This is a genomic window from Spirosoma pomorum (assembly GCF_054776615.1).
This window is the reverse complement of the sequence record NZ_BAAHBP010000002.1, coordinates 462,781-474,465: the sequence shown is the minus strand read 5'-3', so window position 1 is coordinate 474,465 and position 11,685 is coordinate 462,781. Positions and strand designations below refer to the sequence as shown.

Below are 11,685 nucleotides of genomic sequence, written 5' to 3'. Positions count from 1 at the left end.
GTAGATTGTGCGTAATCTGTGCTTTCTAACAACCCATTTCTCAGACGCGTTAATAGCTTATTCAGCTTTATCCATCATTTTCGCCAGCCGTTTCGTTACTTTGACGGCGGAATTAACCAATTAGTTTTCATGCGTACCCTTGTTTTGTTAGTTGGCCTGCTGGCAACAGCGTCCTGTAAACTCGAAGTTGATAGTGTTTATAACGCTCAGTTTGCGTCGGAGCCAACAGCGACGCCCATAACGCCTGGTCAGATTGATGAAGCGTCGGGCATTGTTGATAGCCGTAGTATGCCCGGCAATCTTTGGGTCCAGGAAGATAGTGGTAATCCGGCACAACTTGTCTTGCTGGGTTACGATGGTACGATTAAAGGACGGGTTAACGTTCCCTTCTTCGCTAATCGGGACTGGGAAGAATTGTCGATTGGTCCTGGTCCGCAGGACGGGGTTACTTACTTATACATCGGTGATATTGGCGACAACAACGCTCAGAACGTGATCTCCCAGATTTATCGACTGCGCGAACCCGCTAATCTGCAAACCGCCATTACGCAGGTCGACCGGATCAACTTCCGTTATCCCGATGGCCCCCGCGATGCCGAAGCGATGTTTGTCGATCCACAGACGAAAGACATCTTTATTGTGACCAAACGGGAGAATAATAGCCGTCTGTATCGACTGCCGTATCCGCAGAATGTGAACGAAGTCACCGTGGCTGAACGGCTGGGTGATTTGCCGCTGACCTTCGCGACCGGAGCAGCTATCTCGCCCGATGGTACCGAAATTCTCGTTCGGACCTACACGCAGATTTTCTATTGGAAACGAAACGCCGGACAAACGGTGGCGGATGCCATGCAACGTAATTCAAACCGGCAATTGCCCTATAGACTGGAGCCGCAGGGGGAAGCCATCTGTTTCGACAAGGAAGCCAAGGGGTATTTTACCCTCAGCGAAAAACGGGGTGATGCAACTGTAAATCTGTATTATTACGCTCGTCAGTAACCCCCATACGTGTGAAGCAGGCTGCGGTTATTGGGGCGGGAGTGGCTGGTATCGCCACGGCCATTCGGCTGGTCATGAAAGGCTATCAGGTCGATGTGTTCGAGGCCAACGCCTATCCCGGCGGTAAGCTGTCCAGTTTTGAACAAAGCGTCGACGGAAATATGTATCGTTTTGACGCGGGACCATCTCTTTTCACGATGCCCCATCTGATCGATGAGTTATTTCGACTGGCTAATCGCGATCCGAAGCACTACTTTACCTACCAGAAGCTGGACGAAACCTGCCGCTATTTCTGGGATGATGGCACGCGGCTAACTGCCTGGGCTGATCACAATAGGTTTGGCCGGGAGGTCGAGACCGTTCTAGGGGAGCCCGCCCAGCATCTGCATCAGCAACTCGCGGATAGTGCGCTCAAATACGACGTAACGGAGAAACTGTTTCTGCACAGGTCGCTGCACAAGTTATCGACCTGGTTTAATCGGGATGCCTTTCGAGGATACCTGAATCTGCCAAGACTTGGTGTTTTCGGCACGATGAACAAGGCGAACGAGCGTCGATTCCGGCATCCCAAACTGGTGCAGCTGTTCAATCGGTATGCTACGTATAATGGCTCCGATCCTTATCAAACTCCTGCTACGATGAACATCATTCCGCATCTGGAATATAACATCGGTGCGTTTTTTCCGGCGGGCGGGATGATTGGTATCACGAACGCGCTGGTGAAGCTAGCCGAAGATTTAGGGGTTCGCTTCCACTACAACGTGCGCATTGCAGCTATTGAGACAAAAGGGAAGAAGGTTGAGGGGATAAGAGGGGAGGAGAGGAGAAAAGAAGGAGAGGAGGAAGGTCAATCAACTCACTTTTCGTTTCCGGCCGATTTGGTGGTTTCCAATATGGACGTGGTGAATACGTTCCGGAAATTGCTGCCGAATGCCCGTCAACCCGAGCGTATTCTGCGTCAACCCAAATCCAGCTCGGGACTTATTTTTTACTGGGGAATCAACCGGAAGTTTGCCGAACTGGGACTGCACAATATCTTTTTCAGCAACGACTACCGGGCTGAGTTCGACCAACTATTCGGAAAAAACGGCAACGCAGCTAGCCTATCCGATGATCCAACAATCTACCTGAATATTACGTCGAAGCATAAACCCGACGACGCGCCACCAACCGGCGAAAACTGGTTCATTCTCCTCAACGCGCCTAACAACACCGGTCAGGACTGGCATCTAATCATTAACCAGGCGCGCGAAAATGTGATTCGCAAACTGAGTCACGTATTGGGTGTTGACGTGGCATCGATGATCGAGACTGAATCGATTCTTGACCCGCGTAGCATTGAATCGCGTACGTCTTCATCGCAGGGAGCGCTGTACGGGAACAGTTCCAACAATCGATTTGCGGCTTTTCTGCGCCACGCCAATTTCTCGCATCAGTTCGAAAATTTGTATTTCGTAGGCGGCAGTGTCCACCCCGGTGGTGGTATTCCCCTTTGCCTGCTATCGGCCAAGATCGCGACGGAGATGATTTGAAAGGAGGAAAGGGAGGAGAGGAGGAAGAAGGAAAGTAACCTCCGGCTACTATTTCTTGGACTTTGCTCCTTTTCCGGTGCTAATTTCATTCACCTCTCCTCCATTCTCCTTTCCTCCTTCCTCCCCTTCCTCCTTTCTTTTTATCTTGCCGCATGGATTCTTCTACCCTGATCATTGTCTTAAGTCTGTCGGTACTGATTTCGTACGCATTCGACTTGTTCAGCAGCCGGTTTAAGACGCCCTCGATTCTATTGTTGCTGGTGCTGGGAATGCTGGTTCGACAGGGAACAGATTATTTTGGGGTGCAGGTCCCCTATGTCAATACGATCCTGCCCACGCTGGGTACGCTGGGGCTGATCCTGATCGTGCTGGAAGGGGGACTTGATCTGGAACTTCATGCCGAAAAACTGAGTGTTCTTCGGAGAACGTTGCTGGCATCGCTATTAGCAATTGTTGGAGGAACGCTGGTGATGGCGGGAATCCTATACCTGCTTCTGAACGACTCGTTTTTTCGCTGCCTCATTGCGGCTTTGCCCTTCTCGATCATCAGTGGATCTATGGCGCTGCCGGGTGTAGCCGGTCTGTCGTCGGGACAGCGTGAATTCGTAGTCTATGAGTCGGCCTTTGCTAGTATTCTGGGCGTACTCGCCTACAACTTCCTGTTACTGAGCGAGAACTCTATCTGGGGCGCAATCTGGTTTTTCACCCGCGATACGCTGATTATGGCCGTTACGTCGGCGATTTGCTGTTTTCTGCTTTTATATCTGATTGGGCGAATCAACCACCGGATCAAGTTCCTTCCTATTATTTCGGTGCTGTTTCTGGTGTACGCCATTGCCGAAATTTACCACCTGTCGTCGCTGCTGCTCATCCTGATCTTTGGCCTGTTCCTCAACAACACCGAATTGTTTATTCGAGGTCGGCTGAGCGAAATTTTGAAAAATGATCTGTTCGAAAAAGAGCTGGATCAGCTCAAGAGTCTGACTGCCGAGGGGGCGTTCGTGGTGCGGACGTTTTTTTTTCTCCTATTCGGGTATTCAACCGTACCGCAGGAGCTGATCGACACGGATGCGCTGATCGTCAGCGGATTGTTTATGATGGTGATTTTACTATGGCGCTGGCTGACGCTCCGGCTGACGTATCCCGGCGTTTGGCGCCCCCTGCTTTGGATTGCGCCACGCGGCTTAGTAACAATCCTTCTGTATTTGAACACGCCCGAAAACCTGCGCCTGCTTGGCTTCCGCGAAGGAATTCCGATGCTGGTCGTCGTCCTGTCAGCTATCGTGATGATGGGCGGGGCGTTGGGAAAAACAACAGAGGTTACTGAGCCACAACGGCTTTAAATTGCCTTTCGAACATACTTCCAAAAGGACCAGAAACGACGGGTCTTCAAGTAAGACAGGTTCGTTTCATTAGCGAAGGCTTCCCGCTCGAAACTAATGTTGAGATACGCCAGATAATGATTACCGTACTGAAACCGGCGTACTACGTACTCGATCCCATACCAAAGATAAAACGGGACAATGCCCAGTTCAAGCTGCTGGCGTAAGTGAATCCGTTCGTGGTTAATCAGAATGGGGCCAGGCGACGGTTGCCGTACCAGAATGAACGGGAACAGGGCCATGCCATCTGGCCCAAGCGACGGAATCCGGAGAATTAGGTTTCGTTTACCCATGAAAGCAGGAGGGTTGTCGGCGGTTGGTTTACCAGGTGATGGAACCAGCGGTGTCAATGCACATCCTTACAGCAAAAACGATTGTTGCACTGTCATTAGTTCTAAAGGCTGGTCGGTAAATAAATAAGGGTGACGAATCTGATCCATCACCCTTATCGCGCTAACTGAACGTATTGCGGCTTATTTGATCCGCTTGGCGCTGGCGTCAAACATGCCCATGACCGATCCTTTCAGGTTATCATCATCGACTTTGGCCAGATCCATCGTTACGTTGTGGCCCTGGGCCTGAAACGCAATCGACAGTTTATCGCCTGATTCTTCAATGCTGTCGATTTTAATTTTCTCCTTCGAGGGGTCCGTGGCGTCGGTTAGTTCGCCGGTTAGTTTACCATCTTTACGAACCAGATCGGTTGTCAATTTGGCATCGCCATTGGGAGTGCCGACAATCACCATTTCCCATTTACCGGCAAAAAAATCGGTTGGTTTGGTTGTGGTCTGCGAGAAACCGCTGGCAATAAATCCAAGAAGAAATACGACGAGAAGCAGACTTACTTTTTTCATTAGAAGGAAACAGGTTTAGAGAAATTAAACAGATTAATAAAAGTAAGGGTGTTACTGTCCGGCGTTGGCTAGGACCGCTTCGACGCCCATCACTACCATCAGGCTACCCTGAGAATCTTTGGGGTTGACAAAAACCAGGTACACATCGTGCGGCTTGGTGTCACCTGCCGGTAGTTTGACCGGGATCGTTAACACCGAGGGCGTGAAATCCATCTTATCGGACGGTTCCAGCATGGTCGATTCGCTGATGAGTTTGCCGGTCGGGCTGTCCAATCGTAGTTCGACCTTGCCACCGCGTGCGTTGAGTTGCGGTTTGGGGGCCGTAGCCATGACACGAAACTCATTTACTCCCGCCAGGTCGGCCTGCTTAAGCACCAGATACGCGCCGGATTTAGCGGGGATCGCCAGGTTGTTACCACCGAACGACATTTTGTTGACGTTATCATACTGATCAAAACCGTGGGCGTCGATCTTCGCGTTACGTAGGACGTACGTTTTTTCCGACCGCAGCGACGGCAGACCTTTGGCTCCTTTGTCTTCGTAAGACGCCCGGACCATGTAAACGCCTTTGCCTTTGTCTCCCGAAGGAAGTTTCGCGTCGTAGCTGCCCTTCACGGGGAGTGAGTTGCTGCCAGCGGCTTCGCTGGAGATGTTCAGAATGTACTTGACCATGTCAGCCGCATCGGCGGTCGACAGTTGCGGGTGAGCTGACATCGGCGTTTCGCCCCAGACACCACTGCCCCCAGCAATGACTTTCTTCGTCAGCCGCTCCAGCGCCGTATTGTCACCTTTGTATTTCTTCGCTACGTCGACATAAGCCGGTCCGATTGACTTTTTCGTAATGCTGTGACAGCCTTTGCAATCACTGGCTTCGATTAGTTTTTTACCGCTGGCTAGTAGCGCACTCGCGTCCGCCGACCGGTGGCCCTGAGCGATGGCAACCTTGTCAAATCCTTCTGGCATGTAGTCGATATTGACCGCTACCCGCTCCGGATCGATGCCTTTGCCGAGCGTACCGTCCTCTTTGTCGCGCACGTCTACGGCGTACCGGAAAGGTTTGTTGGGCGAGAAAAAGGACTTATTGCCGCCGGGTAACTCGACGCTCAGAACCGGTGCTTCGTTGCCTACCGTAATATCCATCGATTGCGAGGCAATACCGCCTTTTCCGTCGTTGACGGTGAGCGTAGCCTTGTAGACACCGGGTTTGGCAAGTGTCAGATTTGCGTCGGGCGTAGTAACGGTCTTCGTGAAGCCGTTTTCCGACCCTCCAGTCCGGGACGTAACTTTCCAGGTATACGCCAACGCATCTCCGTCTGCGTCGACGGTGCCGTTTGACGTGAGTTTGAGCGCGAGAGGAGCCGAACCGCCCATTTTGTTGGCAGCCGCCTGAAGCTGAGGTTTCCGGTTGCCGCCGTTGTACTCGATGCGAATCAGCCGGGCATCATCGTTTGCCGTAAACCAGCCTGAGCCGTATTCGAGCATGTACAGATCGCCGTTGTCGGCAAACTCCATATCCATTGGATTGCTGAATTTGTAACTCGGCATGAACCGCTCCATCGACTGATAGTTACCGTCTTTGTCCATCGTTACGGCCATGATCCAGCCGCGCATCCAGTCGTAGGTCAGCAGTTTTCCGTCGTAATAAGACGGGAACGAGCGAGCCGCATTTTTAAATTCATCGGTGTAGAACACCGGACCGGCCATGGCGTTCCGGCCACCCGCCCCGACCAGCGGGAATTCCGGTGAACCATCGTAAGGGTACCAGATAAAGGCTTTTTGTGCCGCCGGAAGCGTAGTCAAACCAGTATTATTCGGCGACATATTAGTCGGTGCATTGGCATCCCATTTATCCCCCGATTTGCTGGCCGTGAAGTCGTACTTGTTATAGGCCTTATTATCGCCCACGAAATGCGGCCAGCCGAAATTACCAGCCTTACGGGCCTGGCCTACTTCGTCGTGACCAGCAGCGCCCCGATTGGCATCGGGTTTAGCCGCGTCAGGGCCAACTTCGCCCCAGTAGAGGAAACCCGTTTTCTGGTCAACCGAAATGCGGAACGGGTTACGATGGCCCATCGTGTAAATTTCTGGCCGAGTCTTACTGCGGTCCGACGGGTCGGTTCCCTTTGAAAACAGGTTGCCTTCCGGAACTGTGTAGGTACCGTCGGCTTGTGGTTTGATCCGGATGATTTTGCCCCGCAGATCGTTCGTATTGGCCGATGATTTCTGAGCGTCCCAGGCGCTACGTCCTTCGCGTTCGTCGCTGGGGCTGAACCCGTTCGAGCCATGTGGGTTCGTATTGTCACCTGTCGACAGGTAGAGGTTGCCCTGACGATCCCAGGCAATTGACCCACCCGTGTGACAGCACTCTTCCCGCTGGGTTGGAATATCAAGCAGCTTTTTTTGAGAAGCCATGTCCAGCTCGTCACCCTTTAACTCAAAGCGAGCCAGTACGTTCTTGGACTCGTTTGGATCGGAGTAGTAAAGGTAAATCCAGTGGTTCTGCGCGAAATTGGGGTCTTTGCTTAGGCCCAGCAGCCCATCTTCGCCCATTGATTCTTTGCCTTCCTTGCTGACGTATTTCGTACTGACGGGCAGCTTGGCAATGGTTTTCAGCTCTTTCGTTTTGGTGTTGTAGAGCCGAACTTCTCCTTTGCGCTGGATAAATAGTATTCGACCGTCGCCCAGGACGCTCAGCTCCATTGGCTCGTCTAGTTTTTCTTCCAGAACTACTTTCGTGAACCGGTTTTCTTCGGGCCGGGCTTTGGCAAAATTTAGTGGTTTAGGCGCGTCGCCCCCCATAGCGTATTGAATTCCCGCCCACAGGTGATTCAGGACCAGCGGCTCGGAAAACGATTCGTCGGTGTGGCCCATGGCGGTGTAAAACGCCCGCCCGCCGTCGTACTCCTGGTACCAGCTCATTGGGTGGAAATCAGGGTTCTTGCCGCCCTGGTAACTCTTCTCGTCAATTTTCAGAACGACGTTGATCTTTGGCGAAATATCCTTGAAGCTGTAAAACTCGTCGCTCCGCTCGAACTCATCGGGCATCCCTTTTGTCGCCCAGTGGTTTTTCATCGCCACGATAAACTTTCCTTTCTGCACATTATTGGGCATGGGGTGATCCAGGAAATACGCACCGGCCAGTTTACCGTACCAGGGCCATTCATACTCCGTATCCGTAGCCGCGTGGATACCTACGTAGCCGCCCCCCGCCTGAATGTAACGCTCAAACGCAGACTGCTGCTCGTTGTTGAGTACGTCGCCTGTCGTATTCAGGAAAATGACCGTATTGAATTTTTTCAGATTTGACTCTGAAAACTGGTTCGCATCTTCAGTAAAACTGGCTTTAAAACCCTTCTCCGTAGCCATGTTCGTGAGGGCTTTCTTGCCCGCTTCGATGGACTGGTGCCGGAAAGCGGCCGTTTTACTGAACACTAGCACGGACGGGGGCGACGTCTGAGCAAAGGCTGATCGAACGAGCAGCCATACACTCATTGTCAATAAGTTGATTGTAAAGGTTTTTACGCGCATTCTGATTATAGGTTTAACTCACTAGAAGCAAAGGTAGAGAAGTTATTTTCTTATTGTATTTGTTTTAGACAATAAAATTTAGTCAATTCTATATGTTTGTAGTACTATTATTCGGAATGCTGTCTTACGTTTCTTATCGGTGCATTTCTTTACCGGCATCAACCCAGGGCGGACCTTCGATTTTTGTTGGTCAGTATGTAGGGCAAAGCGTACGAGAACTATAAAGTTGGGCGGGGGGCATGACAGCGAGGATGTATTTTCTAGCAACCAGAAGCGACTATGTTTTCCCCACAGTCTGAGGGCTACACCCGTAGTAGGATAGAAAATACAGGTATATAATCCCCAAGCCAGCGGTATCCCGTACGTTTACAACCGGGTAGCTTGTGGGTAGAATCAATAACGTATGCGTCATCCAAGTAAACAGGACTATATCCAGCAGTTATCAATTGATTGCGTCATTTTCGGGTATCAGGCCAAACAGCTCAATGTACTGGTTCCGAAACTTGATTTTCGGGGGGACTTCTGGGCGCTTCCCGCTGGCTTTGTCCAGCAGCAGGAAAGTATCGATCAGGCAGCCCGGCGTATTCTGGAGGAACGAACGGGTATCAAAGACATCTACCTCGAACAGTTTCGAGTGTTTGGTGATGCCGATCGAAGCAACAAGTCGTTTCTGGAACGTATCATCTCACTTAATGCCGATAAACTAGGCGACGGGCAGTTTGATCAGGAAGAACTGACGTGGTTTACCCGCCGGTTTGTCTCGATTGGTTATTACGCGCTGGTGGATGTCAACAAGGTGATACCCCGGAAAAACAGCATCGATATGTCAATGGAATGGTACCCGGTTAAGCAGCTGCCGACCCTGATCATGGACCATAACGAGATGATAAGTCAGGCGCTGAGTACGTTACGTCTGCACTTGGACCAGGACCTGATTGCGTTCAATCTCCTGCCTGAAACATTCACCATGAAGGAAGTGCAGGAACTCTACGAAGCTATCTTCGACAAACAGTTTGCCCGAAGTAATTTTCAGAAGATGATTCTGGATTTAAACGTACTAGAGCGGCTAGAAAAGAAATTTACGGGAGCTGCGAATAAAGCGCCTTACCTGTACCGCTGGAAGCGGTAGCCGGGTTTTAGTACGTCGCACTGGTAGTTTTGGGTATCTTTGCACCGGCCCAATATGCACCTGCGCTAGTAGGCAGGAACGGGCCGAGCTTACGTTATGATTTTAACCATTATCCTGATTTTCGTCATCGGCTACGTATTGGTAGCCCTCGAACATCCCATTAAAATCAACAAAACCGCCACTGCGCTCATCATGGGCGTCTTATGCTGGGCGGTCTACGCGCTGCTGTCTGGCGAAGCGGATCGGGAACATATCGTTGACCAACTGGCCGAAAACCTGACTGAGACTGCTGAGATTCTGTTCTTTCTAATGGGGGCCATGACCGTGGTCGAGCTCATCGACGCCCACGACGGCTTTACACTCATCACGGACCGGATTGCCAGCCGTAACCCACGCGTTCTGCTCTGGATTATCAGCCTGCTGACATTTTTTCTATCGGCGCTGCTGGACAACCTGACTTCATCCATTGTGATGGTATCGGTTGCCCGCAAGTTGGTGAAAGACGAACAACAGCGGCTGTTCATCGCCGGTATGATTATCGTGTCAGCCAACGCGGGCGGAGCCTGGTCGCCCATTGGCGACGTAACAACAACCATGCTTTGGATTGGTGGGCAGGTTACGACCCTGAACATCGTTCGCCAGTTACTGTTGCCCAGTCTGGTCGCCATGGCCGTGCCGCTGGCTATCCTGACGTTTACGTATAAAGCGGAATCGTCAGGCGTTGTGGCACTGGATGGGGAAGGTATTAGCCGGCCTTACGTAACGCCAGCCGCCCGGCGCGATCGGCGGCTCATGCTGGCCATCGGATTAGGCGGGCTGCTGTTTGTTCCCATCTTCAAAACGATGACGCACCTGCCGCCCTACATGGGCATGATGCTGGTGCTGGGTGTAATCTGGGTCGCATCCGAAGTCATTCATAGTGATAAAGACGAAGCCGAACGACAACCCCTGACTGCCGCCCACGCGCTGAGCCGGATTGACATCCCCAGCATTTTATTTTTTCTGGGGATTCTCTTGGCCGTAGGCGTCTTACAGGCAACGGACGTACTCTCGTCGCTGGCCGGATGGTTAAACCAGACGGTTGGTCATCTGGACGTCATTGTTTTATTGATCGGCGTTTTTTCGGCCATTGTTGATAACGTACCTATTGTGGCGGCAGCCATGGGGATGTATGACTTGCAAACTTTCCCCGCCGACACTAAACTGTGGGAATTTCTGGCCTATTGCGCGGGTACGGGTGGTAGCCTGCTAGTGATTGGCTCGGCCGCTGGGGTAGCCGTCATGGGCATGGAAAACATGGCGTTTGGGTGGTACCTGCGTAAGATCAGCTGGCTGGCGCTGATTGGCTATGTATCGGGTGCGCTGGTTTTCCTGGGTCAGTATGCTCTGATGGAATAATTGACTGCCAACCGACAGCACGCGTCAACAGCTTGGTCGTGCTGACAGGAGTTGATACTTTTGGAGTACGCTACGCAATCCAACGAGCTTATGAAAAAAATAATAATTATTCTTTTCGGACTGGTTTTACGGGTCGGTACCGTCCAGGCACAGGCCCCGGCTGACACCGCCCAGCAGATTCTGGATAACTACGTAGCGGCTATCGGCGGTAAAGCGGCCCTGATGAAGGTGACTGATCTGACAACCAGCCTGTCGAGCACGACCGACCGGGGAACGATGCGTACGTTACGTAGGCAGAAATCACCCGATAAATTCTCGGTGGTGATCAGCGCCAATGGCAAGGAGGTGATGACGCAAACCAGCGACGGCGAGAACGTGAGGATGGGTGGGATGCAGGGAAATCGCACGCTTGACGGGGCTATTGCCCGGCAACTAATTACCACGAACTTGCTCTTTCCCGAACTAAGCTACAGCGCGAACGGCGTGAAAAGTAAATACGTGGGAACAGTAAAAGTAGAAGGGAAAGATACGTACCAGCTAAGCCACACTTCCGCCGATGGCTCGGTTACGTGGACTGATAATTTCGATCAGAAAACGGGGCTGAAGGTGCAGTCGGTCGTGGGTGGTGGCTCGTTGCAGGGTATGATGAACGCCACAATGATTTATTCGGATTACAAAGCTACCAACGGTATGCTATTTCCGATGACCATTAAGCAGCAGTCGGGCCGGGGCGCCATGACCATGAAGGTTGATAAAATAAACGTGAACAAGGGGTTGAAAGACGCCGATTTTACGGTGAAATAGTGGATAAATCACACAGCAAACAGGGCGTCAACTCATCGTTGACGCCCTGTTTGCTGTAA

The 11,685-nt window shown here is 51.6% G+C and carries 9 protein-coding genes; 6 read left to right on the top strand and 3 right to left on the bottom strand.

Annotated features, from left to right (window positions below; genetic code table 11):
- The first annotated feature begins 129 nt into the window (after positions 1-129).
- The 3 genes from ACYVAD_RS07795 (at position 130) to ACYVAD_RS07785 (ending at position 3,874) form a co-directional block, all read left to right on the top strand.
- Positions 130-999 carry a PE-PGRS family protein gene (locus ACYVAD_RS07795; protein WP_461138920.1) on the top strand — a complete coding sequence of 290 codons (870 nt, stop codon included), beginning with the start codon at positions 130-132 and terminating at the stop codon, positions 997-999.
- Positions 1,000-1,073: 74 nt separating this feature from the next.
- Positions 1,074-2,531 carry a 1-hydroxycarotenoid 3,4-desaturase CrtD gene (crtD, locus tag ACYVAD_RS07790; RefSeq protein WP_461138981.1) on the top strand — a complete coding sequence of 486 codons (1,458 nt, stop codon included), beginning with the start codon at positions 1,074-1,076 and terminating at the stop codon, positions 2,529-2,531.
- Positions 2,532-2,683: 152 nt separating this feature from the next.
- Complete coding sequence (locus tag ACYVAD_RS07785; RefSeq protein ID WP_461138919.1) at positions 2,684-3,874, top strand: sodium:proton exchanger; 1,191 nt, start codon at positions 2,684-2,686, stop codon at positions 3,872-3,874.
- On the opposite strand, the gene ACYVAD_RS07780 is transcribed toward ACYVAD_RS07785, so the two are convergent.
- From ACYVAD_RS07780 to ACYVAD_RS07770, 3 genes are all read right to left on the bottom strand, one after another.
- The gene (locus ACYVAD_RS07780; protein ID WP_461138918.1) at positions 3,871-4,206 is read right to left on the bottom strand and encodes a hypothetical protein; all 336 of its coding nucleotides are present in this window, start codon (positions 4,204-4,206) and stop codon (positions 3,871-3,873) included. The genes ACYVAD_RS07785 and ACYVAD_RS07780 overlap by 4 nt on opposite strands.
- Before the next feature lie 180 nt (positions 4,207-4,386).
- A complete protein-coding gene (locus ACYVAD_RS07775; RefSeq protein ID WP_461138917.1) occupies positions 4,387-4,767 on the bottom strand; it encodes a hypothetical protein in 381 nt (126 codons plus the stop codon).
- 51 nt (positions 4,768-4,818) lie between these two features.
- A complete protein-coding gene (locus ACYVAD_RS07770; RefSeq protein ID WP_461138916.1) occupies positions 4,819-8,259 on the bottom strand; it encodes a ThuA domain-containing protein in 3,441 nt (1,146 codons plus the stop codon).
- A 439-nt stretch (positions 8,260-8,698) separates the two neighbouring features.
- Between ACYVAD_RS07770 and ACYVAD_RS07765 the strand changes: the two genes are divergently transcribed.
- The 3 genes from ACYVAD_RS07765 (at position 8,699) to ACYVAD_RS07755 (ending at position 11,626) form a co-directional block, all read left to right on the top strand.
- A complete protein-coding gene (locus tag ACYVAD_RS07765; RefSeq protein ID WP_461138915.1) occupies positions 8,699-9,424 on the top strand; it encodes an NUDIX hydrolase in 726 nt (241 codons plus the stop codon).
- Positions 9,425-9,520: 96 nt separating this feature from the next.
- Complete coding sequence (gene nhaD, locus ACYVAD_RS07760) at positions 9,521-10,822, top strand: sodium:proton antiporter NhaD (RefSeq protein ID WP_461138914.1); 1,302 nt, start codon at positions 9,521-9,523, stop codon at positions 10,820-10,822.
- Positions 10,823-10,912: 90 nt separating this feature from the next.
- On the top strand, positions 10,913-11,626 hold the full coding sequence (locus ACYVAD_RS07755) for a hypothetical protein (protein WP_461138913.1): 714 nt from the start codon (positions 10,913-10,915) through the stop codon (positions 11,624-11,626).
- Positions 11,627-11,685: the final 59 nt, after the last annotated feature.

What these genes read in the sequence shown, in the direction of transcription:
- ACYVAD_RS07780 (WP_461138918.1), bottom strand. Translation starts at nt 4,206, where the DNA reads ATGGGTAAACGAAACCTAATTCTCCGGATTCCGTCGCTTGGGCCAGAT.
- ACYVAD_RS07785 (WP_461138919.1), top strand. Translation starts at nt 2,684, where the DNA reads ATGGATTCTTCTACCCTGATCATTGTCTTAAGTCTGTCGGTACTGATT.
- ACYVAD_RS07765 (WP_461138915.1), top strand. Translation starts at nt 8,699, where the DNA reads ATGCGTCATCCAAGTAAACAGGACTATATCCAGCAGTTATCAATTGAT.
- crtD (WP_461138981.1), top strand. Translation starts at nt 1,074, where the DNA reads ATGAAAGGCTATCAGGTCGATGTGTTCGAGGCCAACGCCTATCCCGGC.
- ACYVAD_RS07795 (WP_461138920.1), top strand. Translation starts at nt 130, where the DNA reads ATGCGTACCCTTGTTTTGTTAGTTGGCCTGCTGGCAACAGCGTCCTGT.
- ACYVAD_RS07775 (WP_461138917.1), bottom strand. Translation starts at nt 4,767, where the DNA reads ATGAAAAAAGTAAGTCTGCTTCTCGTCGTATTTCTTCTTGGATTTATT.
- nhaD (WP_461138914.1), top strand. Translation starts at nt 9,521, where the DNA reads ATGATTTTAACCATTATCCTGATTTTCGTCATCGGCTACGTATTGGTA.
- ACYVAD_RS07770 (WP_461138916.1), bottom strand. Translation starts at nt 8,259, where the DNA reads ATGAGTGTATGGCTGCTCGTTCGATCAGCCTTTGCTCAGACGTCGCCC.
- ACYVAD_RS07755 (WP_461138913.1), top strand. Translation starts at nt 10,913, where the DNA reads ATGAAAAAAATAATAATTATTCTTTTCGGACTGGTTTTACGGGTCGGT.